We start from the raw sequence: 26,321 nt of genomic DNA, 5'->3' as shown, positions 1-26,321 counted from the left end.
CGGAATACTATGCATCGAACATCGTTTGTTTGGAAGAAAAAGTATAGCAAAGGTTATAGAACTAGAAAAACAGGTTTTTCTTAATATTCTAAAACCAAACCTTCATAAGGTGCTATCTCGAATACCACCGGGATTTCCATCTTCTCAGGTTTTCTATGAGTAGAGATAAGTATCTGAGCGGTGCGATTCGCGTTTGCTACGATCTTTTTAGATTCATTCTCAAAGTTCAAAATGATCAGACATTTTTTCTTTTCAAACTCTCTGGTATATTGAAGAACACCTGGAGGAGAATCATAATCTAAGGCAAGAGTTCCTTTTTTCAGGATCTCATTCCCTTTTCTAAGCCATATTAGCTTTTTATAAAAATTTAATAAACTTTCGATGGATCTGGATTGAGTCTCTACGTTTACGGATTCGTATCTAGAAAAAACAGGAAGCCAAGGCTCTCCGCTGCTGAATCCACCGTTCACATCTCCGGACCAACACATAGGAAGCCTGCAATTGTCACGGCTTGGATAAACCGGCCAGTATCTGATTCCAACAGGATCTTGGATCCGATTCTTAGGCACTCTTTCGTCCATCATCCCGAGTTCTTCTCCGTAATATAAGAACGGAGTCCCTCTCAAAGTTAAGAGCATTAGAGCCGCGATCTTTGCTCTTGCTGTTGTTTCTCTTCCTTTGGAATATCTGGTGATATGTCTGCGGAAATCATGATTACTTAATGTATAATTCGGCCAACCTTTGTCTCGGAGATACTTCTCCCATTCTTTGATCACGTCCCTGAATTTTTCAGCCTTCCAAGGAGTATAAAAGAAAGCGAAGTTGAATGCTAAATGAAGTTCATCACCCTTCGCGCCATAATAAGAAGCAGGAAGTGCACTAGTGCCAGGAGGCTCCATCATCACTTCACCTACGGACATTCTATCTCCGTATGAATCCAAAAGCTTTCTGAGATCCTTGAGGATATCATGCATCTCTGGACGATCACGATCATAAATATGATTTTGCTGATCGAAAGGTCTGGCGATCCATCTTTTGCGAGGATTACTTCTTAATTCTGAATCTTTAACGAATAGATTTACGACATCCAAGCGGAAACCATCTACTCCCATATCCAGCCAATTCTTGACCATAGAGAAGATCGCTTTTTTGACTTCCGGATTTCTCCAGTTCAAGTCAGGTTGTTCTACTAAGAAAGAATGATAATAATATTGATCTGTAGTTTTATCTAGGGTCCAGGCTCTTCCCCCGAAAGTACCCATCCAATTATTGGGAGGTTTTCCATCTATAGGATCTTTCCAAATATACCAATCTCTCTTCGGATTGTCTTTAGAAGATTTGGATTCTAAAAACCAAGGATGTTGGTGAGAAGTATGATTTGCAACCAAGTCCATGATGATCCTGATCTTACGTTTATGAGCTTCTTTTAATAAACGTTTGAATGTGTCCAAGTTTCCGAACACAGGATCAATACTTTCGTAATCCGAAATATCGTATCCGAAATCATACATAGGGGAAGGATAAATAGGAGAAAGCCAAATGGCATCGATGCCGAGAGAGTTCGGGGTCCCGTCGTTTAGATAATCTAGTTTTTGGATGATACCTTCTAGGTCACCAATCCCGTCCCCATTGGTATCTTTAAAACTTCTAGGATAGATTTGATAAACTACTGCGTTCTTCCACCAGTCCGCATCAATCTTTTTGGCACGGTTAGAAGTACTAGACTTTTTGATCGGCCGGATAGATTTCGCCGTTTCTTTTTTTCTTTTAGAAGTGACTGTGGAACGACTGCCCGAATCCATACTGGGGACCATTTTTAGAAAACGAGTTCCCCTGTCATCCTTTCCACTGGCTGGATTATCAAGATCTTATCTTCCAGGGATTTTAACAATTCTGCATCTTTGACCTGTTCCCCGTCCTTAGTCTGGAGATAGAATGAGTCATAAGCATAGTCCGCAGAAGTAGAAACCCTTAAATGAGAAACTTTTAAACCAAAATCGAATACTTTTCTTAAGATCCTATACACTAAGCCGACCATATCAGGCATACGAACTTCCATAATGGTGGTGTCTGTAACATCTTCGTTAGAAAAACGAACGGAACGATTGATGATACTTTCCGGTATCGTCTTACGTGGATTCCATTCCGTCCTTTCAAAAGCGATACTGTCTCTTTGTAATTCTCCCGAAGCCATCAACCTAAGCTTACCTTCCATCCTGGAAAGTTTTTCAGCAGAAATATTTCCGCTACCTTGAGAGTCCGTTACTTGAAGAATGTGGATCTGAAATTCTTCGAAAGTATAACTTTGCATCCCAACTAAACTCAATCCCTCGGAAGAAACAGAACAACATAAATCCAATAAGATCTCAGGAATATTACGGCTTACTACTTCTACCGTTACGAAAGCAGGGTCTTGTTCCAGATCCAAGAGCAAATCGCCATTCCTTTCCTGGCTAAGAGAAGTAATCGATTTAAAATATTTTAATATTTTCCGATTCGAAACTGTTTTTAAAAAACTTTCCGGGATCACGGAATATGCGAAAGAAGCAATTGTTTTGGAAATTTTAGGATCTTGCCCTTCTTTCTCGGTTAAATAAACTACAAGATCTTTGCATAGAGAGATCCTCTCCTCTTCTCCATGAGGGTCTTCCGATTCAGTTCTTTTGTTTTTGAAGAAGTCTATGGAATTTTTATAAAGTACGTTTAAGATGGCCTTTTTCCAATTCGTAAGAACGTTTACTCCTACCGACTTGGTATCTATGATGGTAAGAATATATAAAAGTTTGAGTCTGTCAGGATTAGAAACAGTTCTTGCAAAATTGCGTATCAAAATTTTATCCGAAATATCTCTCTTGGAAGAAAGTTCCGACATCAAAATATGTTTTTCTACAAGGAAACGGAATAGATCCGTATCTTCTTCAGATAGACCCAAACGAGATCCGACAGAAACCGCAAGCTCTGCACCGTATTCAGAATGATCTCCTTCTTTTACTTTTCCAGCGTCATGTAGAAGAATTGCCAAAGCCAAAATTTCGGTCTTCTCACATTCTCCATACACTTCTAGGATTTCTCTATCTTCAAACTCTCCCTTATCCAAACGGTCTAATTCGTGAAGAATAAGTAGGGTATGTTCATCCACAGTAAACTCATGATGATAACTGAATAAAGGAAAATTTGTACATGCGCCAAACTCGGGCAGAAGAGCTGCGAGCACCTGGCATTCATGCATTAACTTTAATATTCTGCCCCTCTCCTTTTTGTTCTGAAGAATGCTAATAAATCCTCCGTTCACTTCCGCGGAATATCTAAAATCGTCGTCTAAAAAGTGAGAAGCGAATCTGATCTCGCTGAGCAAACCGCCGGAAACCTCAAAGCCTGTTTCTTGGATCATTCTGAAAGTAAGTAAAATATCTTTGTATAAAGTATGAGGATCCGCAAAAAGATTTCCTTCGTTCGGAGGGAAGATCGTATTTCCTATCTTTAAGAATCTGATTCCTTCGTAGTCGAAATTTTGGGCCTCTCCTTTTTTCTGAGCCGCCAATAAGGAATCTAAATATACACGAACGATAAAAAATATATTCTTCTGATGGCTATAGAGAGTGTTCATAAATTTCTCTATGGTCTGCATATCTTCTTTTTTACCGAAGCCTAGATACTCCGCCACCTCAGGCTGAAGATTCAGATCCAAACGATCGTGTTTTCTTCCAGTAAGAATATGAAGTGCAGTTCTAACTCGGATGAGAAAATCATAAGCTTCTTCCAATGCTTGGACTTCTCCACTTTGGAAAACCGGAAGAACAGCAAGTCCACCTAAAGAACGGATCGGACTTCTGGATTTTTCGGTCCAATACAAATATTGAATGTCCCTTAGACCGCAGAGATCCGTTTTTAAATTCGGTTCGGAGAGAAGAATAGGCCTTCCTTCTCTCAAAAACCTTTCTGAGAGTTGATCTTCCTTTGCTTGGTTGTATCTGGTCGCAAACTTAACTGGAAGTTTTGCTAAAAATTCTTCCTGGTATTTTTTAAATAACTCTTTCGAGCCTGTTAGGAACCTACTGTCCAAAACCGCATGAAAGCTGGACATATCATCCAAATAACGGAATGATTCTTTGATCGTCCGACAACTATGCCCTACTTCTTTTCCGGAATCATAAAGATAGGTATTAATCGAAGAAATGATCGCTGAAAGTTTGGAATCCGGAACTCCATTATGTAAATATAATATATCTACATCTGAATGAGGAGCCATTTCCATACGGCCGTAGCCGCCTAAAGCGATTACCGCTACTTCTTCCCCTTTTTTTAAGATGCCGGAAGACTTTTCGAACCTGGTCCTTAAAAAGGAATCTATGATAAATGTGAGCTGGCGAGATACCAGACGGCCGGAGACCGCCCTACTCTTTTCCAAAAGCCTTTGAAAACTATAAGAGATGTCTAATTCTAAAGGCAAGGTCGGTTCCTACTAGCTGTTAGACTGGGTTTATTTCAATTTATCGCCAGGATTGGCACCTCTATGAGGCACAAAAAGACTGAGGCTCTCACCTTCTCCGGAAGCCAAAAGCATTGCTTCTGAAACTCCGAATTTCATCTTTCTCGGTTTCAAATTGGCGACCGCAACAATCGTCAATCCAAGAAGATCCTGAGGTTGGTAAGAAGCCTTAATACCGGCAAAAACATTCTTAGTCCCGAGAGGACCCAGATCCAATTTTACTTGGACCAATTTGTCTGCGCCTTCTACAGGACCAGCTTCTATAATTTTACCAACTCGAAGATCTACTTTACTTAGATCCTCGATAGAAATTTCCAAAACCCCTTCCGTTTTAGGAGCCGCAGTGGGTGTCGCAGGTTGAGCGGATTTAGTTTCCAAAGTGTTTTCTTCTAACATGGTTTGAATTGATTTTTCCTCTACACGTTTGGTGATCATTTCATAAGCGGAGACTTTCGTTTTTTCCAGATCGGAAGAAAGATCCGCAAACTCAGGTTTTTTACTTAAACCTAAAATTTTATACACCTTCTCCCCAGATTTAGGAAGAACAGGATATAAATAAATAGAAAGAATTCTCGCAGCGTTCAAAGCAACAGTCACGGTTTTACGTGCCGCCTCAGCATCCGATTTGATTTGGATCCAAGGCGCAAGGTCGTTTACATACTTGTTCGCGATATCACCCAAGCGGGAACATTCTTTCATTACCCTGGTATAATTTCTGGTCTCGTACCACTCTTTAATTTTAGATTCGGAACTTCTAAGTTCGTCCAGGATCTTCTTCCCTTCAGAATCCAAACTTCCCAAAGTTCTATCAAGCTTATCTAATATAGATGTGGCGACCCTGGAAACCAGGTTTACGAAGTTCCCTACAAAGTCCGAATTTACTTTAGCAGTATAATCATCGAAAGAAAGATCCAAATCGTCCATTCCGGACCCTAGTTTTCCCGCTAGATAAAAGCGAAGATGTTCCGGATCCAAATGTTTGAGATAACCTTCAGCCTTGATAAAGGTTCCTCTGGACTTGGACATTTTCTCTCCATTCACAGTAATGAAACCATGAACATGGACTTGAGTAGGAGAACGATATCCGCCTCCTTCTAAGGTAGCAGGCCAGAATAAAGTATGAAAATATAATATATCTTTTCCGATAAAATGGGAGATCTCAGTCTTCTCGTCCTTCCAGAAAGAATCGAATTTTTTGCGATCCCCTTTGAAATAATTCAAACTGGAAGCCATATAACCGATAGGAGCATCCAACCAAACATAAAAATATTTTTCGGTCTCGCCAGGGATCTTAAATCCGAAATAAGGTCCGTCACGAGAAATATCCCAATCTTGGAGACCAGCCTCGAACCATTCTTTCAGTTTTTTGCGAACACCTTCTGCAACATGAGAATCCTTTTCGACCCAATTAGAAAGATATTTCTCGAAATCTCCCAACTTGAAAAAGATATGTTTCGAATTTCGGCTAACGGGTGGATTTCCGCATAAGGAACAATGAGAATCTTTTAGGTCTTTAGGAGAATAAGTGGCCCCGCAATTCTCACAGCTATCACCATACTGATCTTGGGTGCCACAATTAGGACAAGTTCCTTTAATAAAACGATCCGGAAGGAACATCTTATCAGTATCACAATAAGCTTGTTCAATTTCTCTTTCCGCGATATGCCCTTTACCCTTTAGAGAAAGATAAATTTCTTCGGAAAGGATCCGATTTTCTTCGGAGTTTGTGGTATAATAATTATCATATTCTACTAAAAAGCCGGAGAGATCCCGGTAATGTTCCGCTCTAACACGGTCGATCAACTCTTCCGGACTGATCCCTTCTTTCCTTGCGGCAAGCATGATAGGAGTACCGTGTGTATCGTCCGCACAGAAAAAATAGCACTCATTGCCTAAAGATTTTTGATAACGAACATAAATATCAGTCTGAATTGCCTCCAAAACATGCCCCAAATGAATAGGACCATTCGCGTAAGGCAAAGCGGAAGTAACGAGGATCTTTCGTTTTGATTCGGAACTCACATAGTCAAGTTGAGAAAAATTCCCCCAAAATCAACATGGATTTTCATTGCAAAACCGCAGGTTGGGTTAAAATACATCGGAAAAACGGGAACACCCTTAAAGGGAAGGCATTAAAAATGGAAAGGGTATCATCCTTGGCTAGCAAAGTTCTACCAGGTCATGAGTTTTACGAAAAGTTTCAGAAAAGTCTGGATAGAGAAACCGAGATTTTTCAACTCAAGATGAATTACGCCAAGGTACTAGTGAGTCTTTGGTCTTATTCTTGTCATGCAGACGGAGTCTTTCATACGAAAGAAGGAAATCTTGTCGGACAAATGGTGAAAGCTATGTTCGATAAAGATTGTATCTTCGATCATCACCAAGATCAAAAGGCTGAGATCGTAGAAGAATTGTCCGAAGTATTCGAATCTCCTCTTCCAGTTAAGATGATCACCGACTTTGCGGAAGGAAATCCTGTCTTAGCTATAAACTTCTACGAAGATGCAGTATGTATCGTAACAAGTGACGGTAAATTTACGGATAGAGAAAAAGAATTTCTGGAAGATCTGGCAAAGGAACTGGAAATTTCTTCCATGGACAAGAAAAACATAGATAATAAATATACGGACGGCGACGAAGACTGAACTTCTAGTCGCCTTCCTTCTCATGCCTTTTCCGATCCTATTACTATTATTCGGCTACTTAGGTCTTCAGCTCATACTAAGCGGCCCTTTCCTACAACTTCTAGTAAATATAATATCCTTTAGACTATTCAAGTTCCGTTGGTTGACACCAGGCATCTTACTTCCAGGACTTTGGGTCTGGGCAAGGCACTTTACGATATTCTTCCCGGGAGAACTCGGAACGGACATCGTACACGCAAAAGGAAGTTTTGTACATTTTAGGATCTCGTTCTCGAATCTATTTAAAGGAAAATTAATATTCAGAGGAGTGAATGTGCGCTCCTTTCATATGGATTATACTAACAGAGTAGAATCCAGGAAGAAGATAGAATACCTTCCTAAAAGAGGAAGGATCCAGTTCAAATTAGAGAAGGTCTCTCATTCCAGTATAGACATAGAAGACAAAACCTTAACTCCTGTTTTTAATATCCAAATCCGAGACATCAAAGTAGAGAACGGAGTTTTGGACGCAGGCTCTCCATTAGAAATTCTTTTTAGAAGCAGAATGGGTTCTTGCAGGCTCGGAAGAGAAGGTTTACTCAGAACGGGAACACTCAAAGGTGGCGATCGTGGATATCTCACATTGAGCGGGATCACTTGGGGAGAATTAGCCGGACTGGAAATTATCCCATTGCCTTTATTTAAAAAGCAAGTGCATCTAACTTTAGAATTTAGACATATAGATGAACATCACACGGACTTCGAAGGAACCTTATTACATACAGGTGCGGAAGAAGAGGAATCAGAATCTTATCCTTTCCGGTTTGGAGTAGACTGGAATGATTTTAACCTTCCTTTCGATCTGGCTCTCAGAAAATTGATTATGGAATTATTTCTTCAGACCAAGTTAGAAGGTTTGATGGCAAGAACCCTGCAGACAATTGCGAAAGGGATCCGGTTGTTTTTAGGGAAGGACTAACAAATAAACGCCTTACCTGACCCTCTGGCCTGCACCTTCTACGATCCCGTTCAATTTAATCAAACCTGAGATCATATCTTTCATAGCGGAACGAAACGCTTTCTTCTGTTCTTCATCCGCTCTTTGGCTAGCTATATCTGCCTTCATAGATTCGAGAGTATCACTAACCAACGCGATGATACCGTACATAGGCTCGTCTTTATTGGTGGAGTTAATAATGAATTCTATATTATTCTTATACATCTTTTTCCCTTTTCGCCTATCGAGAAGGATCTGGATCTTCATCGACTTAGTTCATTGTATAAAATCTATTCCTTTGAGGATAAGTATTCAAGCTATTTTAGATTTTTTTGGGAAGAAGAATCCAAGAAATCAGGAGTCATCTCATCTTTTAGATCCACTCCGGATATACCTCGTTTGAGAGATTCAGAAAGTAAATAAGCGGTTTTTAAGGACGCCTTATGAAAATCTAAGCCGTCTGGTCGTATATTCGAAATACAATTTCGACTTTCGTCCGTTTTGCCTAACTTAGGATCGAATGTTAAATACATTCCCAAACTATCTGCTGAAGAAAGTCCCGGCCTTTCTCCTATGAGTAGCACCACTGCCTTGGCTCCTAATATTTCACCGATCTCGTCTCCGATAGCAACTCTTCCTAATTTTCCTAGAACGAAAGGTGCAATTTTATATTTTTGTTCGGATAAGATCGGGACCAACACTTGTAAGAAAGCCACCAAATTAGAATCGATTGCCTTTGCAGAAAGTCCATCTACTCCGATCAATGCAAGATCATACTTTCCTTTTTTGGATTCCAATCTGGTACGAGAAGGTTCCGAGATCCTACGGCCCAAATCGGGTCTAAGTAAATATTCTTCTCTACTTTTTGCTAAACTTTCTACTCCAACTATTTCTATCCCTAATGGTTGGAAAATTTTTTCGAGACCGACATTTAATGTATCAAAATCCGGTTCCGCTAAAACTGCATCTCTTGCTCTTGCATGATCTAATCTAAATTTTAATAACTCAGAAGTAGGGATAGATCCGCCTGATCTTCCGATGCCTATTCTAGCAGAAGTTAAACTTTTCCAAAATTCTTTAGGATTCATCCGGTCTTATCCTCTAAAATTTCTTCGAGTAAAATCCTGTTCGGATTTTCTTTAGGCAGAAATTGTTTTGTAGTTTCGAATAACCCTTTCTCCAAAAGCCAGCTCTCAAATTCAGGCGCAGGTTTCAGACCGAATATTTGACGAAGATACAAAGCATCATGAAAAGAAGTACTTTGGTACGACAACATTACGTCATCCGCTCCAGGAACTCCCATAATATAATTACATCCGGCAGCTCCAAGCAATGTAAGCAATGTATCCATATCGTCTTGGTCAGCATCGGCATGATTTGTATAACATACATCCACGCCCATAGGAAGGCCCAAAAGTTTCCCGCAAAAATGATCTTCCAACCCGGCTCTCAATATTTGTTTTCCATTATATAGATATTCAGGTCCGATAAAACCAACCACAGTATTCACTAATAACGGATCGAATTTCTTTGCGACCGCATAGGCCCTAACCTCTAATGTCTGTTGGTCCACACCAAAATGAGCACCTGCAGACAATCCGCTACCCTGCCCGGTTTCAAAATACATTACATTATTTCCGACAGTTCCTCTGTTTAACTCCAAGGCCATTTGTCTGGATTCTTCTAAAATACTTAAGTTCACTCCGAAACTTTTGTTCAAAGCTTCGCTTCCTCCGATGGATTGGAATACCAGATCGAGAGGAGCTCCTTCTTCCATTGCTTTCATGGAAGTAGTCACATGACAGAGTACGCAAGACTGGGTCGGGATAGAATATTTTTGGATGATAGAATCCAACATTTTAAGAAGCGCAATTACGGTGGGAACGTTATCTGTCGCAGGATTGATCCCTATCACCGCGTCCCCACTTCCTAAAAGAAGCCCATCCAAGATACTCGCAGCAATTCCCTTAGGATCATCCGTAGGATGGTTCGGCTGTAAACGTGCAGACAATCTCCCTGGAAGTCCTATCGTATTTCGAAACTTGGTTATTACTGGAGATTTTTTAGAAACTAATATCAAGTCCTGGTTGGACATCAATTTAGAAACAGCAGCAGCCATTTCAGGAGTGATCCCATCCCGAATCTCGGAGATCAATTCCGTGTCGGTATTTTCTTTTAAAAGAAAGTCTCGAAATTCTCCCACGGTGAAGGAAGAAATTTTAGAAAATGCGGACCTGTTATGAGAATCGAAAATCAGTCGAGTGACCTCGTCTTTTTCTCCAGGGATTAATTCTATATTCAAAAATTCTGATAAAGGAAGATCTGCCAGAGCCATTTGCGCAGCCACTCTTTCTTCCTGGGTAGAAGCTGCGATCCCGGCCAATTGGTCGCCGGAACGAAGTGGACTCGCCTTTGCTAGCAAGGTTTTTAAATCAGGAAATACATAGGATTTCCTACCAAGAACGGTTTTATAACCCATATCTTCCTTACTCTAATTCCGAAAAATCCCAGATCAAGAAAATTGCCTTCTCATTTTCCAAAAATAGAAGTCCTGGCCCAGACCAAGCCGCTCGCTAAGATCAAAACAAATATCCCGAAAAGAATCGGATGTTGCCAGGCACATACTCCCAATACGATCGCAGATAGAACAAGTGCGATAGAAGGCAGAATTTTCCCTCCTGGAACCATAAATGGTCTTTCTCTTTGGGGTTGTTTTTTCCGAAGGACGAAGAAACTAATCATGGAACAAAAGTATAATAGCAAAGCTCCGAATGCGGACAATGTAATTAACTCTGATGTTTTACCTGTGCATAACGCAGCGATTCCGAACGCAGTATTTGCGATCAATGCGTTGGCAGGAGTTTTGAATTTAGGATGGATCTTACCGAAAAATTTAGGAAGAAAGTCCGCTCTTCCGAATTCGAAACTGGCTCTTCCCCCGGCTAAAATAATTCCATGGAAAGAAGCGATGAGCCCAAAAAGTCCAATCGTAATCAAAAGATGAAATGCCCAACCTGACTCTCCATACAACTTCCGTAATGCAAGGGGCAAAGGATAATCGGAAGCAGCAGCACCAACTTCAGGATATACGATCATCTCCCATCCTCCCACACCTATGGAGGAGAAAAATACTAATCCACAAAGTACAACCAAGGTAGCCAATGCGGACCCGAATCCGATCAATATATTCTTTTGAGGATCTTTAGTTTCTTCTGCAACATTTGCCACTCCTTCTATCGCCAGAAAAAACCAAACTGCAAATGGTAACGAGGACAAAGCACCGGTCCAACCGTTAGGCAATGGATTCGAAGAAAACTTCTCCCAAGAAAAACTTGGAAGTGTAAGTCCTGAAAATAAAAGTAATTCAAAAACTGCTAATATAGTAATTCCAAACTCGAAAGAAGCCGCAAATTTTACTCCAAGTATATTCAAACTCGTGAAGAGCAAGTAAGCAACGATCGCGATCCAGATCGGACCGATACCCGGCAGAAACAAAGAGAAGTAGGCGCCGATGGCAGCTGCAATCGCCGGCGGTGCAAATAAAAATTCTATCAACTGGGCAGTGCCGACTAGATAGGCCCAAGCATTTCCGAGAGCTTCTCTACCATAGTCGAATGCTCCTCCCGCTTTCGGGATCATACATGCGAGTTCTGTATAGCTAAAAGAAAAACAAACATATAGCAGAATGATCAGTAAGGTGGCAATTCCCAAGCCCAAGGTTCCACCCACTGGTAGACCCAAGTTCCAGCCAAAATACATGCCTGAAATTACGTATCCAACTCCTAAACCCCAGAGTAGCCAAGGTCCGAGGGTTCGACTAAATTCTTCTTTTGATTCCATCTCGAGACTTAAATAGCAAAAAGCGTGCCTATTCCAAGTTCATTTCTCCATTAGGAAAAAACTCGACGTCTAAACTTGTATTAGGGAGTCTTAAATATGCCTCAATTAAGATCTCGTACTTCCACCCACGGACGCAATATGGCCGGAGCCAGAGCCCTCTGGAGAGCCACCGGTATGAAAGAAGGTGATTTCGGAAAACCGATCATCGCGATCGCAAACTCATTCACTCAGTTCGTTCCAGGACATGTTCATTTAAAAGACCTAGGGCAAATGGTCGCAAGAGAAGTGGAGAAGGCGGGAGCAGTCGCAAAAGAGTTCAATACAATCGCAGTGGATGATGGTATCGCCATGGGGCATGGCGGAATGTTATACTCTTTACCAAGCCGTGACCTGATTGCTGACTCGGTAGAATATATGGTCAACGCACATACTGCGGATGCACTTATTTGTATTTCGAATTGTGATAAGATCACACCGGGCATGTTAATGGCAGCCCTTCGTTTGAACATACCAACCGTTTTCGTATCCGGCGGACCGATGGAAGCTGGAAAAGTAAATTGGAATGGAGACATCCGAAAATTAGATTTGGTGGACGCAATGGTAGAAGCCGCCAACGAAAATGTTTCAGACGAACTTGTAGAACAAATAGAACGCTCCGCTTGTCCTACTTGCGGATCTTGCTCCGGGATGTTCACTGCAAATTCGATGAACTGTCTTACGGAAGCATTAGGACTTTCTCTTCCAGGTAACGGATCCACGTTAGCCACTCATGCGGACAGAAAACAACTATTCTTAACTGCAGGAAGACTGATAGTAGAACTTGCAAAAAGATATTATGAACAAGATGATGAGTCCGTTCTTCCTAGAAACATCGCAACTCATGAAGCATTCCAAAACGCGATGAGCTTAGACGTAGCGATGGGAGGATCCACAAACACTGTTCTTCACATTCTTGCAGCCGCTCACGAAGCAGGGATCAATTTCAAAATGCATGATATAGACCTGATCTCCAGAAGAGTTCCTTGCGTTTGTAAAGTTGCTCCTGCCACTCAGAAATATCATATGGAAGATGTTCACAGAGCAGGTGGAGTCATAGGTATACTTTCCGAGTTGGACAGAGCTGGACTGATCCATAGAGATGTACCTACAGTTCATTCTCCTACATTAGGAAAAGCTTTAGAAGAATGGGATATCGTTCGCCAAAAAGCGAACTCAAAAGCATACGCATTATTCTCCGCAGCACCTGGTGGAATTCCTACAACGGAAGCATTCTCCCAAGACAAACGTTGGCCTGAACTGGACTTGGATAGAGCGAACGGATGTATCCGTGATGTAGAACATGCATACTCTCAAGACGGAGGACTTGCAGTTCTTTACGGAAATATCGCACCTGAAGGCAGTATCGTTAAGACAGCCGGGGTGGATGAGTCCATCTGGAAATTCAAAGGCAGAGCCAGAGTAATGGAAAGCCAAGAAGAAGCTGTGGCCAAAATCCTTGGGAACGAAGTTGTAGAAGGAGACGTAGTTGTGATCCGTTATGAAGGTCCAAAAGGCGGACCAGGAATGCAGGAAATGTTATACCCTACTTCTTATCTGAAATCCAAAGGTTTAGGAAAAGGATGTGCACTTCTAACTGATGGGAGATTTTCCGGAGGAACTTCCGGACTTTCTATTGGACATGTTTCTCCGGAAGCGGCAGCGGGTGGAGTTATTGGCCTAGTGGAAGAAGGTGATATCATTGAGATAGATATCCCGGACAGATCTATACATTTAAGAGTGAGTGACGCAGAACTTTCGGATCGCAGAGATAGAATGAACGAAAAAGGAAAGGATGCATGGAAACCTAAGTCCAGAAAAAGAACTGTTTCCGCGGCATTGAGAGCTTATGCAGCTATGACTACTTCTGCACATACCGGAGCTGTCAGAGATGTTAGCCAGGTAGAACATCAATAATTTAATGAGACAAAACTATTCCTCGAGTAAGGGAATTGTAAAAGAATAAAAAGCAGATGTTTTACAAAAAGACTGGAAACCGATCTTAAATAGGAGTATCTTCTGCTTATGTCGAAAATTGCCCTTACTCTCCCTTCTGTACAAACTCCCTCCGAACTGATGGATTTCCTCAAAAAAGAATCGGATAATCCCAACTTCGATCTTTGGTTGGACCAATTGTCTGAAAGAGCGAGATCCGGAGACAAGCTGGTTTGGAGTTTTTTATACCAGGCAATCAGAGAGGCGGATTCCGGCAGATTATCCTGGGGATTTCATAAAAGACTTCTTTCCGGGATCTTTCATATGCTTTCCCGGATCGGAGATTCTCAGTCTTATAGATTGTTCATCAATTATGTAAAGTCCTTAGATAGGACCATTCCGACAGGCGCTCTGGAACTCATTGGAGATCTGATCCCTACATTCAAAGAAATTGATATAGATGAGATCATTTCCATCTCTTCTTTAAACGATCCTTTCAAATCCGCATTCGGGATTTACGCTTTAGCGCAAATCGTTTTGGAAGATAGGATCCCCGAAGAAAAGATAGAACAAGTAAAAGCTTTCCTAAGAGATTATCATAACCCGAATTATTATTTGGATCATCTGGTAGAAAGGACTCTTGAGTTTCTGGAAAGGGACAATTCCGACATTCTCGCTTTCGTAGAACAACTCGCTAGCTAAGAATTCAAGCGCAGTTTGTTTGACTTCGCTCCGACGAGTCGCGGATAAGAAGAAGTTCCGCTCCAAAAAAAAGGAAGTCTTTCGACTTCCTTTTTTTATTCTTCAGAGTTTAAGAAGGATCAAACGGCGTATTGGTCCATAAGAGATTTTGCAATTACTCTAAGAGCCATTACTTCTTCCGCACCTTCGAAGATGGAGAATACTCGAGCATCTACGAAGTAACGAGAAACAGCGTATTCTTCCGCATATCCCATTCCTCCATGGATCTGCATTGCTTCTCTTGTTACCCATTCAGCAACTTTAGAAGCATAGAACTTGATCAAAGTTGCTTCCATTTGTCCTTGGTGGTTATCCAAAAGTTTCGCTACGGTATTAGTGAACTGACGGGAAGCCTGAACGATCATAGCCATACGAGCAATCTTATACTTGGTCAGGTTATAATCGAAGATAGGTTTTTGGAAAACTTGTCTTTCTTGAGCGTAACGAAGACCTGCTTCTAACGCTGCTTGCATTACACCGTTTGCACGAGCTGCAGTTTGGATCCTTCCACCTGAGAAACCTTCCATTTGGAAATAGAATCCTTTTCCTCTTCCTGCTTCGCCTCCGATCAAGTTATCTTCAGGAACAAAATAGTCCTCGAAAGAAACTTCGAAAGAGTGCATACCGCGATAACCGATGGTTCCGATCGCTTTGCCGGAAATTCTTCCGCCACCATCTTGTTTATAATCGAATTCGTGACCAGTGAAACTTGGCTTCTCCGCAAGAACAATAGAAAGACCTTTGTGTTTCAACTCAGGATCTGACTCAGTTCTCACAAGGATAAGAAGAAGGTTTGCATAACCTGCAAAAGTACACCAAGTCTTAACACCATTGATAGACCAGCCTCCATCCACTTTTTTCGCGGTTACGGAAACTCCAGCAACGTCAGAACCATAATTAGGCTCTGTTACCATGATACCACCCATCTTCTCTCCGGAAGCGATAAGAGGAAGCCACTTCTCTTTTTGAGCGTCAGTTCCACCTTTTAATAAAGCTTTAGAAAGAATTTCAGGACGAGTGATTAAAGACCCTGCGATCCCCAAAGATCCTCTAGAAAGTTCTTCGGTTACGACAAGCATGGAAATATTATCAGGCTTATCGTTAGATTGTAATCCACCGTAAGTTTCAGGGATACAAAGACCGAAACATCCCATGTCTCTTAAACCTTGGATAATCTCTTCCGGAACGATATCGTCATGACGGTGAACATGCTCTGCTTTAGGAGCTACTACTTCTTCTGCGAACTGTTTGAAAGTTTGGCGGAACATTTCGTGGTCTTCACTCAGACCGTAAGCTCCAAAACTTCCTGAAGAAGCGATTAGGTCAGCGATATGATTATAGTTTTCGATCGCACTAGATTCTTCTAAGAACTTGTTAGTGGCGTCATCGAATAATTTAGAAACCAGTTCTTGAGTGGAGATTCCATACTCGGAAGCTCTGGAACTAAACTCGGTGCGGATATGAGAAACAGCTTCTGCAGCGAAAACCTGAGCCATCAATTTTTCAAGCTCACCTGTTCCAAGAGAATCGTTCCAAGCGTAGTCTATAAAGTTTTCTGCGATCTTTTGTTCGGAGGTCAACCAAGCGATTTGGTACTGCACGAATTGGTTTTGGTCCATTTTGGAAACGGACACTTTTCCATTGGAGCTACATTTAGCCGCTAAGGCCTTGGTTACTTGCTCGATTATTGCTGAAGACTTGCTTAAAGCCTGTTTTGCCGAGGTAGAATCCGCCGGAGCTTTCGTTGCCATCATCTCTTATCCTTCTGATTTGCGAATTATTGCTTATTGGCGCCAAAAGCCTGGACCAAGGCGCCTAAAATACTATAACCTGGGGTCGTTTCGGCCTGTCATTTAAGTTTTTGAACCCAAGTCTCGGCGAAATATAGGATAAAATATAAGAATAGAAAGGTTCTATTGGCTTTTTAAGCGTTCTCTTGGTTCTTCACCAGAGAAGATCTGATCTTCAATAGATTGTTCCGGATCCTTCTCTTTTGGTCATCGGTCAGAAGGATCTCTTTTCTTTCGGCCCTATCTAAAACCAAACTGGCCTTTTCCACGAACTCTATTGCCGCGTCGCTCGCAGATTCTCTCTTTTGCTGTTTTTCTTTAAAAAGATCCAAAGCCTTTTGGACCTCTTTTAATTGTTCTGTGACAGAAACGATTTCTTCTACAGGGGAACTCATATACAATCCTCTATTCGTAAAGAACGTCGATGTACTTTTTCTTAGCTTCGGCATGTTCTTTAAAACTTTTAGAGAAGTAATGAAATCCATCCGGTTTTAATAAGAAGAATAGATACTCGGTTTTAGTAGGCATGAGTGCCGCTTCCAAAGAAGGTTGTCCCGGATTGGAAATAGGACCAGGCGGATATCCTTTATTCATATAAGTATTATAAGGAGAAACGATCTTCAGATCCTTTTCGAAAATACGAGGATGAGGTTTATCAAAAAGATACTGGATAGTAGCACAAGACTCCAAAGGAATATCCTGTTTCAAACGATTTAAGAATACGCCCGCCATCAAAGGTCTTTCTTCATTTTTTTTGGCTTCTCTTTCTACCACAGAAGCGAGCACAACGATCTCATGTAGTTTTTTAGGATCCAGTTCCTTTGCACCTGGAACCTTTTCCAATCTAACATAAAATCTTTTGATCATCATTCTCGCGATCTTATCCGCAGGAAAATTCACAGGAACACTGTAAGTTTCCGGGAACAAATAACCTTCTGCATTATTTGCAGGGATCTTAAACTCTCTCAATAATTCGGTTCTGGAAGCTGCATTTAAAAAGTCAGCTCTGGCCTTAATTAAGTTTTTCTTAACTAATAAGTCCCCGATCTGGCGGTTATTATAACCTTCAGGAACTGTAAATGTGACAAGTTTTACCTTTCCTTCTGTGATCACTTGCAAGATCTTACGTGCATCCATTCCGTCGTTGATCTCATATAAACCGGCTTTGATCTTTCCTGCGGATCTGGTTGCTTTAATTAGAAAAAGGAAATATTTGGAAGACTTTAATAATCCGTTCTTGGAAAGATTTTCGGTAACTTCAACCGGAGAATCGCCCGGCTCTACGATGATGTCCACTTTTACCTGGCCGGCGCCTACGGCTCCTCCTTTGATCTCATCTACAACAAAGAAGGCGACCACACCCGAAAGTGCAAGTATGCCTAATAAAACAACGGATCTTCTTACAAATGTATTTTTAAAAATCATAACCGCATTTGCCTCATATTTCTATCGGCGAAATTTCCTTTTTACGGAACCTCTACTTCCCTAAAAAAGGGATCTCAGGAACTAAGTTTTTGTTCCCACTTTTATCCTGCTCTCTGAAAAAACAGGAATAATACCCTTCGTGACAGGCTGCGCCTTCCTGTTCCACTTCGTACACAACAAAACTACCGTCTTTGGGAGCGAAGATCCTTTTCAGTTTTTGGATATGTCCGGAAGTATCCCCCTTTTTCCAAAGTTGGTTCCTAGATCTGCTAAAATAAATTCCAAGAGATTCTTTTTGGCTGAGTTCTAAACTTTCTAAGTTGGAGAATGCCTGCATCAAAACTAATCCCTTTTCATCCTTAGTGATCACAGGGATCAAACCGTTGGAGAATTGGAGGCTATCGAAGTTAGAGATTTCCACCAATTCCTTTTCCGAAAAATCAGGATGAGAAATTAGGATAGTATCTTCGTCGCAGTCTATAAAGGTTTTAACGTTAGTCGGAATATCATTGCGCAGAAGTTCCCATTCTTCTTGGCTCATTCTTCTCAATTCCGAAATTTTTCCGGGTTGTCCACCGGCCCAAATGATAGTAAGCATTCTTTTCCTACATAAACCAAGGACCGACCCGAACCGTCAAGAAAGGTGAGACCTCGAAAATCCTCCCAAGGCCGCACCCGGTGAGGAGCTATGCCGCTTCTTTTTCTTTTCTATCCCCGAAGCTGTCGAATCGGACCTCGTCCGCTATTACTTTGACCTTGGAACGAGATTGGCCTTCCTGATTTTTCCATCTATCCTGTTTTAAATGTCCGATTACCGTTACCTTTTTTCCTTTTTTAAGATACTCCGAACAATTTTCTGCAAGCCTCTCCCAAACTTCCACATCCACATATGAAACCTCGGATTCTTCTCCTTCTGTCTTTTTGTAGTTATGGTTCACTGCCACAGTGAAATTCGTGACAGACTTTCCAGCCTGGGTTCTCTTTAATTCTGGATCGGCAGTTAAAAAACCGTCTAGAACGGTGAGTGATAGATTTTTCATAAACATTTTCCTCCTGGGGAATATAGGAGCTACGTGTAGTAGAATGTTTACTTCGCTTGTGATTTTTTTGGATTCAGCGGGACTTCTGCCAGAATTTTCATTCCGCGAAATCCGCTATAGATGGAGAGAATGACGGGCCTCGGCAATCGAGGCCCGATCTATTTATTCTTCCAGAGTGGAGAGATAAGATTCGCCTTCTAAAATGGAAGAAACACCAAGATAATATTCATCTTCAGTGTTGAGTGGTCCGGCAAAAGAATACCATCCGATAGAAATGCCTACGAGGAGTGCGGCCGCTACCGCTAATACATTTCTGATCGGGAATTGAACCAGCTTTTTAGAACTTTCTTCTTTTTTGTATCTATCGATAACGCAAGAAGCTAAATTCTTAGACCAGTTCGGATCTGATTTTCTTTTTTCGATCTCTTCCTTCATTGGCAGACAATCTTTTAATATTTTCCCCATACTTCTCCTCCTTCTCTTTTTTCGGAGTTCTGCATTCTTCGCAACATTTCCTTTCCTCTAGCTGCCCTGGATTTTACAGTCCCTGCGGGAACTCCCAGAACTTCGGAGATCTCTTTTTCCGAATATCCAGAAAGATAATATTGGATCACACTTCTATACGCTTCCGGTAGATTGCCAATCCAAAGTTTTGCTTTTTCCCAAGTAGGAAGATCTTCTCTATCCTCTGGTAGTTCTTTTTCAAAAGCGAAACCTCTGGAATCTTCTTCCGATCTTTTTCCGGCTTTCTCAGCCTTAGTTTCTTCTCTCATCAGATTTTCATTCATGCGAATGGATTCGTTTCTGGCGATTGTGTATAACCAAGTAGTCAACTTAGAGTCTCCCCTGAATTGACCTTTTTGTAATGCCTTATAAGCGCGAAGATATGTTTCCTGTGCGACATCGTCTATCGCATATGCAAAGCGTTCATACAAGTAACGGGAGACCGCCGCTAAGACGATCTCCCTGGTTTCTTCTACGAAGCGGGAAAATTCTGCCTCTCCCATTTTACCTCCGAAAAACTTTGGAAATTAATCCTCGTCTTCCTTATCGAATTTACTTTGGAACTTAAGGATTAGATCCGCCAGTTTCCCTCTTTGTTCGGGAGTTAATACTGCGTGGAATTCCACTGCCTTTTTGGTGAAAAATACTCTAAGAGCTGCGATCTTTTTCTCTTTTTCTTCGCCTAATTTGTTCCATTTTTCAGGATTCAATTTGTCAGCACGAAGTTCTTCGACCGCTTCTTTAGGCAAGAAGTGTCCGCCCAATTTAAGCTCTTTACGTTTTGCAAGCACGTCCTCTTTGATCTTATCTAAGGTCGCAGCTTGTGTGTCAGTTAAATCCAATTCGGACTTAAGTTTTTTGACGATATAATTGGCTCTTTTCTCATGAGACATCCACTTGTGATGGCAGCCTTGAGTCAGTAGGGCGGTAGTCCCCAGCACCAACAAAATCGCGGTTATTTTCGTAATTTTGCGAAACATTCATTTCTCCTCTTTATGCTCCTGGGACCGGAGCCTAAAAAGTCGGTTCCAAAAAAATTAAGAAGAAAGTATGAGAATATCTTCTTCTTTGATCTCGTATTTGGATGCCAGACGTTTTAAGATGGAAGAAAGAAATTCCTGAGCCTTTTTGTAATAATAAAATTCTTTGCCAATTTCCATAAAAAATGTGTGCCTAACGGGTAAATCTTTCAGAATGAATGCAATCTCTTGAGCGATCTTTTCGGAATTTTTCATGTAAGGACAACCGATCAATTTCACTCCGATCCCATAAGTTTTATTATCAACTTTCTCGATCGAAAAAGGGAATTTTTTCTTATCGATCAACATATTTTCCGAAATTTTTAGAACGGAAGTAATCTTCTCCAATACTTTTTCTTGCTCGAAAGGTTTTAAAATATACCCGGCAAGTTGTTTGCTCTGAAATGCAGAGATGACATCTTCTTTCTCGTTACTTGCCGTAAGGAAAATGATCGGAGTATTTTTGTTCATATCGGGAATTTTGCTAGCCAACCGGACTCCGGATAGAATAGGCATCTTATTGTCCAAAAGTATAAAATCATATTTGGATTTTCTTAATTTCAGTTCAGCATTCATTCCATCCATTACGTGATCTACTTCGAAATTGAATCTTTCCAAAAAATGAATGAGTAATTCGGCAGAACTCTCATTGTCTTCGGCAAATAAAACTTTGAAAGACGATTGGACCATAACCGTAAACGTTTCCTTAACTAACCGCCAGAACCCATAAAAGGCCGACTTAAAACTTTTATTCTTCGTAAGTTATCCGTTTTTATAAAGTTTAAGTCGACGATAAAATTTCATCGAATTTGGCCCAAAAATAAAAAAACGGGACCCCGAATTCTCGAAGATCCCGTTTTTGAGTTAAAGTGGAAAGTATATTAGATTATCTTCCGGCTTCCCAGTATCCTTCCGAGTACTGGTCGGTAAGGTTTGCCCATACTTCTGAAACTCCCTTAGCTGTTTTTGCTTCTTGGAGTTTTTTGTTCTCGTATGGAGTTACAGGAGAGGAGAAGTTCCAGCCTCTTGCAGAACATGCACTCTTTCCGTTTGCCCAATTTCCGGAAGCATCAGTGATTGCCCAGTTGCCACTTCCATCTTTACAAGCGTAACGATAGCTATTGGAACATTTATTGTCATTCCAACGTCCGCTTCCTACGATCTGTAGGCAATCTTCTGCTCCGCCATAATCGTTCGGCTCCGCTTTATCCCAAGACCAAAGTCCTTGTTTGGCAAAATCTGGACTGAACTGGTCGATACCAAATACGCTAATACCACAAGCTAACATCTGAGCAATATTATCGTTTGTGAATACTCCACTTTCTTTTACTCCGTCGTAAACACCGAAGTAGTTGGTGCTATCGTTGAAGACTCGAGTCATAGTGTTATCATATACGCTTCTGGACCAATTGCAGCTAGGATAACCTTGGAAAGCTTTCGGGCTGATGGTATTACTTCCGAAGAAAATCCTTTTTGAGTATTGGTTCCAAACTCCGTCATAACAACCGTTGCTCATCATCAAGATCCTTCTGTTAGAAGAAACTATATCTTTCAGTTTAGGCATATTAGCAGCGCTAGGAATATCTCCGCAAGAGCCGCTGTATCTGTATAAATAAGGATCCAAATAGCTTCTTACTATTCCCAAAAACTCATCTTGTCTTCCATCCAGATAATCCTCGAAATAAAGGACCAGAACTTCGTTCCTATTTTCGGGAGAAGAAATCCAGTTGCGGATCTCTTCTAATCCTTTACTCGCAGGACGATCGAATACGTTACATCCCAAATCGTTGGATTGAGCGTGGCAAAGCAAGAAATCATTTTTGAAATTCGTACTCAAATAATAATGAATATCTAATTCTATAAACCTAGCTCCCAATCTCAACTGGTCGGTAATCGAAACCTGTTGATTAGGAAAAGCGTAAGAAAAGAAAGGTCCTGCGTACGCTTTGCTATTATAAGAGTTATGTGTGCCGTAAAACAAAGCCTTGTGCACCGGCAGGTTTGCTGCCACTTGCACTTGTCTTTGCACAGCGAGCGATTTTGCTTCCGCAGACTTTTCGAATATATCGATCGGACTTTCAGTTACTGCTCCCCTACTCGCAAACAAACTAGTCGAAGACAAGCTTATCAGCAAAACGGTAAGCATGATTAATTTTCTCTTCATATTTCCATTCACCTTTTTACTTCTGTGGAAGCATAATATTTCGAAGGCTTAACTTGTAACAAGCTTCTTCTTATAAGTTGCTTATATATGCTTCTTTTTATGGTGAACGATTGTTATTAATAATTTATTTGTAAATTAGTATGACCACAAACGAACAGAGTTAAGTGAGTAGCTACTCATACATTATATTTATTTAATATTATTTTAACTAAAAAATTTCATACGCGGCGTACAAAATTTTTTAGATCCTTCCTTATGAATGAATGGAAACCCAAAAACAACTTGTTTCATTGAAAGAATGTCACCAAAATGCGAATCATGCCAGCTAAGAAGAAGTCCCCAAAGACGAACTCTTCCCCTAAACGAGGGATCAAATACGAAGATAAATCCCCAGGACAGCCGGAACTAGTTCCTATTTTTAATGAGATCAAAAAGCTAATGAAACCCTATATAAGGGGAAGTCTCAAAGAAAGAGGAGACTCAAGAGGTCAATACGGCTTGGTCAGTGAGATGGAGATCGAAGTAAACGGCAAAAAAAAGCCGGAAGTTTATTTCGCAGGCGCACTTGTTCAAAAAGGATATGTAGGATTTTATTTTATGCCTATATATTCAGAGCCCGGATTAAAAAAGATTTTCCCTCCAGAACTTCTGAAATGTTTAAAAGGAAAAAGTTGTTTCTATATAAAGAAGAATGACCCAGTCCTCCTCACTCAAATCAAAGACGCCTTAAAATTAGGATACGAAGATTATAAGAAGAAAGGCTGGGTAAAATAAAAGACCTACTTTCCCAAGAAGATCTTTAAGAAGTATTCTCTCAATTCAGGAGAAGGCATGATCTGATAATGAGATAATCCTTTCAGGATCTTTACTCTGTGCTCCGGATTGGATTTCTTGCGAAATATAGAATCGCTAAAAAGAGTAAGACTTGGTTTTTCTACGATCCCATCTCCGATCCAAGAAGACCAGTCTCCATCTTCTTCCGAAACGAAACTATAGATCTGATAGGCATCTATCTCATCTAGCTCGCCGAAATATTTATCTTTTCCATATCTACCTAGATGTGTTCCTTCTTTCCAATCTTCTTCTCTGATAATCCCATGAGAAAGATCTTTCATTGCTTCACTTCTTTGGTTTCCTATATAACCTACTAGCTGCACTGGAAACACAGGCAAAGCTTCCGCTCCAAGGCCTAACCAAAAACCCACTTTTTCAATATAAGAACCTCCATCCGGAGAACTTATAAATAACACTTTTTGAATATTAGAAGAAAGTGGTTTACCTTCTTTTTTGGAAGAATAGAGAGCGCTCCTAAAAACAAGACCGCCTTGGCTATAAGAGACTACGTCAAATTTTTTCTGTTTTAACTCCGGATCTTCCAGGAGCTTTCTTACTAATTCCAGAAGTTTAAAGCCATTCTCGGAGATATGAGATCCTGGATTAAACCTAAGATAAAAAGGATAATAATTTTCTTTTATCAGAATTTCGGAGAAGGAGGGCTCTCCATTCTTAATCCAAAGCCCTTCGTCACAAAATAGACCTGGAATACATAAGATCGGTTTTTTAGATCCTGATTTTTTCCAATCCGCCAACACTTCTTCCGGACTTACATCTTTTCCATCTAAACGAAAAGATGCTTGGATCTCTGAAGTGGTGATCATTCCTGCAAATGATTCTCCCACAACGCTGGAGACGGAAATGTTTTCGAATACCTTTCTCTGTATCAAAGATTCCGTTTCACTCAAAGCTTCTAATGCAGTATGCATTGCTTGTGCCGTGGATTCGAACGCTCTGGATAGACCTTCTTCCGTTTTACTTCCTGCTTCCCCCAGAGACTTTCCCGCATCCTTTAGAAATTCTCCGAGACGAGTTCCGTTTACCGTAGGCGTTTCCGAAATTTGGGATAAACTTTTTGCGCACCATTCGAATGAACCTGTGAGCGCGGATTTAACTCCGGAGAGAACCCCAAGAGAAGTATCTCTTGCGAATGAAACTGCGAATTTTCCCAACTTCATGCTGGGTTCTGTGGGTTTGTATGGCATATTTTAAGATTCTTAACGAGAAGCGCCGCTTTACTATACGTAAAAACCTCGGGCCGTCAAGGGGAAAGATAGGCGAAATTAGATATTAATAAGGAGCCCGCGAGACTCCTTATTTTTTATAAACCGATTAACAGGCGAGTTGGACGAAGCTGATTGCGTCGGACTTGCTGAACTCTTCCTCATCTTCCATAAAGCCTAGGAACAAAGCTTGAGCTCTCATTCTTGCAATATGAGCGGAAGGGTAATCCATTACGCAAAGGGTTTGTTTACCGAAGAAATCTTTCTCTTCTCCAAGAGAAAGAATGGGTTCACTTGATTTGCGGACTCCTGCATTCTCACCAAAGTCCAAGATCAATCTATAAGCTTTTTCACCATGATCGAGAAGCAATTCGAAACCGATCACTTTACCGACTCTTAAGTCTAGATCGGCAAAAGGTCTTTCCGAAACTAAGTTTATATATTCAGTCGATTCCATTATTTAGTATAACCACTCGTAGATAATTATTTGACAAAAAAATTACGAAGAAGGTCCAAAAATCGCTGTTAGACTGCGGGCAAATCCAAGAAAAATCTGGTGTATTCATTGGCAGCACTTTCGAAGGAAAGAAACCCTCCATGTTCTTTTACTATGCCAAGGCTGACAGAAAGTCCGAGACCGGTCCCTTTATCCGCTCCTTTAGTAGTGAAGAATGTATTGAAGATGGACTTACCGATCTCCTGAGGAATTCCTGAACCTAAATCTTCTACAGCGATCCTTACCCAAGACTTGCCGCCGATCTCTTCCGGCTTTGCGGAGATGATCATTCTTTTATTTTCGTCGTATTCCGGATAACGTTCGTTCAAGGCATCAATTCCGTTATTGATCAGATTCAAAAGTACCTGAAGTATCTGTCCTTCTTTACACATTACTGACGGAAGATTAGTATGTACATCCAGATCTAATTGAATACGGCTCATCTTTAGCCTTTGTTCTGCGATGGAGCGTGTCTTCGATATCAAGGCGAAAACGCTTACAGGTTCGAAGGCTGCCTTTTCCTGTCTGGCAAATCTTAACAGATCTTTTACCATTACGGAAATTCTTTCGCCTTCTTGTTTAATCTTAGAAGCGATTTTTTGAGCCTTATCTATATCCATATCTCCTTTAGAGATCAGCTGGGCATAATCAATGATAGCCATAATCGGATTGTTGATCTCGTGGGCCATGGCTCCCGCCAAAAATCCCATCGCTTCAACTTTCTGACTTTGTCTGAGTTGTTCTTCAATTTCAAACTTCTCTTGTTCTGCCCTTCTTAAAGCTTTATGTTCTTCTATTTCTCGGATCGCTCTTCTTAAAGCTGGGACAAGTTTTACTAACCTGTCTTTCAGAACGTAATCAGTCGCTCCTCTTGTCAAAGTTTGAATGGCTGCTTCTTCTCCGTACGTTCCCGAAACAAATATGAAAGGAGTGCTAGGGCATTGCTCTTTTGCGATGGTTAATGCGGATAATCCATCGAAATTTGGAAGTGAGTAGTCCGAAAAAATAAAATCAGGCTTCTCATCTTCGATTGCCTTTAGATATTCTTCTCTGTCTTGAACATGGACCGGAATATATTCCACTCCTGCCCTTTTTAATTCTCTTTGGATAAGCTCTAGATCGGTAGAAGAATCTTCTAAAAAAAGGAATTTTAGCGTCTTCATG

25 protein-coding genes are annotated in these 26,321 nt (G+C 40.9%); 5 read left to right on the top strand and 20 right to left on the bottom strand.

Translation table 11 applies throughout. The features are described from left to right. Positions 1-80: 80 nt before the first annotated feature. Genes CH352_RS01345 through metG form a run of 3 tightly spaced genes read right to left on the bottom strand, consistent with a single transcriptional unit; the run spans position 81 to position 6,511 of the window. Positions 81-1,802, bottom strand: a complete 1,722-nt coding sequence (locus tag CH352_RS01345) for an alpha-glucosidase (RefSeq protein WP_100706600.1) — start codon at positions 1,800-1,802, stop codon at positions 81-83. 14 nt (positions 1,803-1,816) lie between these two features. Further along, positions 1,817-4,450, bottom strand: coding sequence for a [protein-PII] uridylyltransferase family protein (locus tag CH352_RS01340; RefSeq protein ID WP_100706514.1), 2,634 nt, complete (start codon positions 4,448-4,450; stop codon positions 1,817-1,819). A gap of 30 nt (positions 4,451-4,480) precedes the next feature. Further along, a complete protein-coding gene (gene metG / locus CH352_RS01335; RefSeq protein ID WP_100706515.1) occupies positions 4,481-6,511 on the bottom strand; it encodes a methionine--tRNA ligase in 2,031 nt (676 codons plus the stop codon). 116 nt (positions 6,512-6,627) lie between these two features. Between metG and CH352_RS01330 the strand changes: the two genes are divergently transcribed. Both CH352_RS01330 and CH352_RS01325 read left to right on the top strand, forming a co-directional pair. Then, positions 6,628-7,134 (top strand): tellurite resistance TerB family protein, encoded by a 507-nt coding sequence (locus tag CH352_RS01330; protein ID WP_100706601.1) that lies wholly within the window; start codon positions 6,628-6,630, stop codon positions 7,132-7,134. A 22-nt stretch (positions 7,135-7,156) separates the two neighbouring features. Next, positions 7,157-8,092 carry a hypothetical protein gene (locus CH352_RS01325; RefSeq protein ID WP_100706516.1) on the top strand — a complete coding sequence of 312 codons (936 nt, stop codon included), beginning with the start codon at positions 7,157-7,159 and terminating at the stop codon, positions 8,090-8,092. Positions 8,093-8,104: 12 nt separating this feature from the next. Here the strand turns inward: CH352_RS01325 and CH352_RS01320 are convergent, their stop codons facing one another. The 4 genes from CH352_RS01320 to eat all read right to left on the bottom strand — a co-directional run bounded on the left by CH352_RS01320 (position 8,105) and on the right by eat (position 11,950). Next, on the bottom strand, positions 8,105-8,335 hold the full coding sequence (locus CH352_RS01320) for a hypothetical protein (protein ID WP_100706602.1): 231 nt from the start codon (positions 8,333-8,335) through the stop codon (positions 8,105-8,107). Positions 8,336-8,427: 92 nt separating this feature from the next. Then, positions 8,428-9,198 carry an ethanolamine ammonia-lyase subunit EutC gene (eutC, locus tag CH352_RS01315; protein WP_100706517.1) on the bottom strand — a complete coding sequence of 257 codons (771 nt, stop codon included), beginning with the start codon at positions 9,196-9,198 and terminating at the stop codon, positions 8,428-8,430. Then, entirely contained in the window at positions 9,195-10,589 is a 1,395-nt protein-coding gene (locus tag CH352_RS01310; protein WP_100706518.1) for an ethanolamine ammonia-lyase subunit EutB, read from the bottom strand. Before CH352_RS01310 ends, eutC begins: the two co-directional genes overlap by 4 nt. Positions 10,590-10,639: 50 nt before the next feature. Then, a complete protein-coding gene (gene eat / locus CH352_RS01305; protein WP_100706519.1) occupies positions 10,640-11,950 on the bottom strand; it encodes an ethanolamine permease in 1,311 nt (436 codons plus the stop codon). Positions 11,951-12,046: 96 nt separating this feature from the next. Here eat and ilvD point away from each other — a divergent pair, with 96 nt between their 5' ends. Continuing rightward, the gene (ilvD, locus tag CH352_RS01300; protein WP_100706520.1) at positions 12,047-13,903 is read left to right on the top strand and encodes a dihydroxy-acid dehydratase; all 1,857 of its coding nucleotides are present in this window, start codon (positions 12,047-12,049) and stop codon (positions 13,901-13,903) included. A gap of 108 nt (positions 13,904-14,011) precedes the next feature. Continuing rightward, positions 14,012-14,623 carry a hypothetical protein gene (locus CH352_RS01295; RefSeq protein WP_165780167.1) on the top strand — a complete coding sequence of 204 codons (612 nt, stop codon included), beginning with the start codon at positions 14,012-14,014 and terminating at the stop codon, positions 14,621-14,623. A 119-nt stretch (positions 14,624-14,742) separates the two neighbouring features. Here CH352_RS01295 and CH352_RS01290 read toward each other — a convergent pair whose 3' ends face one another. The 10 genes from CH352_RS01290 to CH352_RS01245 all read right to left on the bottom strand — a co-directional run bounded on the left by CH352_RS01290 (position 14,743) and on the right by CH352_RS01245 (position 22,604). After that, positions 14,743-16,416 carry an acyl-CoA dehydrogenase family protein gene (locus CH352_RS01290; RefSeq protein ID WP_423789695.1) on the bottom strand — a complete coding sequence of 558 codons (1,674 nt, stop codon included), beginning with the start codon at positions 16,414-16,416 and terminating at the stop codon, positions 14,743-14,745. A gap of 170 nt (positions 16,417-16,586) precedes the next feature. After that, positions 16,587-16,847: a hypothetical protein gene (locus tag CH352_RS01285; RefSeq protein ID WP_100706522.1), complete on the bottom strand. Its 261-nt coding sequence runs from the start codon at positions 16,845-16,847 to the stop codon at positions 16,587-16,589. A gap of 10 nt (positions 16,848-16,857) precedes the next feature. Further along, positions 16,858-17,877 carry an endolytic transglycosylase MltG gene (gene mltG / locus CH352_RS01280; RefSeq protein WP_100706523.1) on the bottom strand — a complete coding sequence of 340 codons (1,020 nt, stop codon included), beginning with the start codon at positions 17,875-17,877 and terminating at the stop codon, positions 16,858-16,860. A 52-nt stretch (positions 17,878-17,929) separates the two neighbouring features. After that, positions 17,930-18,475 (bottom strand): phosphoribosyl-AMP cyclohydrolase, encoded by a 546-nt coding sequence (locus tag CH352_RS01275; RefSeq protein ID WP_100706524.1) that lies wholly within the window; start codon positions 18,473-18,475, stop codon positions 17,930-17,932. Between the two features lie 88 nt (positions 18,476-18,563). Next, positions 18,564-18,917: a single-stranded DNA-binding protein gene (locus tag CH352_RS01270; RefSeq protein WP_100706525.1), complete on the bottom strand. Its 354-nt coding sequence runs from the start codon at positions 18,915-18,917 to the stop codon at positions 18,564-18,566. Between the two features lie 162 nt (positions 18,918-19,079). Further along, positions 19,080-19,382: a hypothetical protein gene (locus tag CH352_RS01265; RefSeq protein ID WP_165780168.1), complete on the bottom strand. Its 303-nt coding sequence runs from the start codon at positions 19,380-19,382 to the stop codon at positions 19,080-19,082. Then, positions 19,367-19,924 carry an RNA polymerase sigma factor gene (locus tag CH352_RS01260; RefSeq protein WP_100706526.1) on the bottom strand — a complete coding sequence of 186 codons (558 nt, stop codon included), beginning with the start codon at positions 19,922-19,924 and terminating at the stop codon, positions 19,367-19,369. The genes CH352_RS01265 and CH352_RS01260 overlap by 16 nt, the downstream gene beginning before the upstream one ends. A gap of 24 nt (positions 19,925-19,948) precedes the next feature. Further along, positions 19,949-20,401, bottom strand: a complete 453-nt coding sequence (locus tag CH352_RS01255) for a Spy/CpxP family protein refolding chaperone (RefSeq protein ID WP_207766669.1) — start codon at positions 20,399-20,401, stop codon at positions 19,949-19,951. 57 nt (positions 20,402-20,458) lie between these two features. Then, positions 20,459-21,130 (bottom strand): response regulator transcription factor, encoded by a 672-nt coding sequence (locus CH352_RS01250; RefSeq protein WP_100706527.1) that lies wholly within the window; start codon positions 21,128-21,130, stop codon positions 20,459-20,461. A 196-nt stretch (positions 21,131-21,326) separates the two neighbouring features. Next, positions 21,327-22,604, bottom strand: coding sequence for a phosphoinositide-specific phospholipase C-related protein (locus tag CH352_RS01245; protein WP_207766670.1), 1,278 nt, complete (start codon positions 22,602-22,604; stop codon positions 21,327-21,329). Positions 22,605-22,913: 309 nt separating this feature from the next. Between CH352_RS01245 and CH352_RS01240 the strand changes: the two genes are divergently transcribed. Further along, complete coding sequence (locus CH352_RS01240; RefSeq protein ID WP_243396298.1) at positions 22,914-23,378, top strand: DUF1801 domain-containing protein; 465 nt, start codon at positions 22,914-22,916, stop codon at positions 23,376-23,378. A gap of 5 nt (positions 23,379-23,383) precedes the next feature. On the opposite strand, the gene CH352_RS01235 is transcribed toward CH352_RS01240, so the two are convergent. The 3 genes from CH352_RS01235 to lvrB all read right to left on the bottom strand — a co-directional run bounded on the left by CH352_RS01235 (position 23,384) and on the right by lvrB (position 26,320). Next, a complete protein-coding gene (locus tag CH352_RS01235) occupies positions 23,384-24,643 on the bottom strand; it encodes an esterase/lipase family protein (RefSeq protein ID WP_207766671.1) in 1,260 nt (419 codons plus the stop codon). A 127-nt stretch (positions 24,644-24,770) separates the two neighbouring features. Next, positions 24,771-25,118, bottom strand: a complete 348-nt coding sequence (locus tag CH352_RS01230; protein WP_243396299.1) for a CsaA family protein — start codon at positions 25,116-25,118, stop codon at positions 24,771-24,773. 68 nt (positions 25,119-25,186) lie between these two features. Then, the gene (lvrB, locus tag CH352_RS01225; RefSeq protein WP_100706531.1) at positions 25,187-26,320 is read right to left on the bottom strand and encodes a hybrid histidine kinase/response regulator LvrB; all 1,134 of its coding nucleotides are present in this window, start codon (positions 26,318-26,320) and stop codon (positions 25,187-25,189) included. Position 26,321 lies beyond the last annotated feature (1 nt).

The sequence above is a fragment of the Leptospira hartskeerlii genome (genome assembly GCF_002811475.1).
Lineage (GTDB): Bacteria > Spirochaetota > Leptospiria > Leptospirales > Leptospiraceae > Leptospira_B > Leptospira_B hartskeerlii.
The sequence above is the reverse complement of the archived record's forward strand: the minus strand, read 5'-3'. Positions and strand labels throughout refer to the sequence as shown.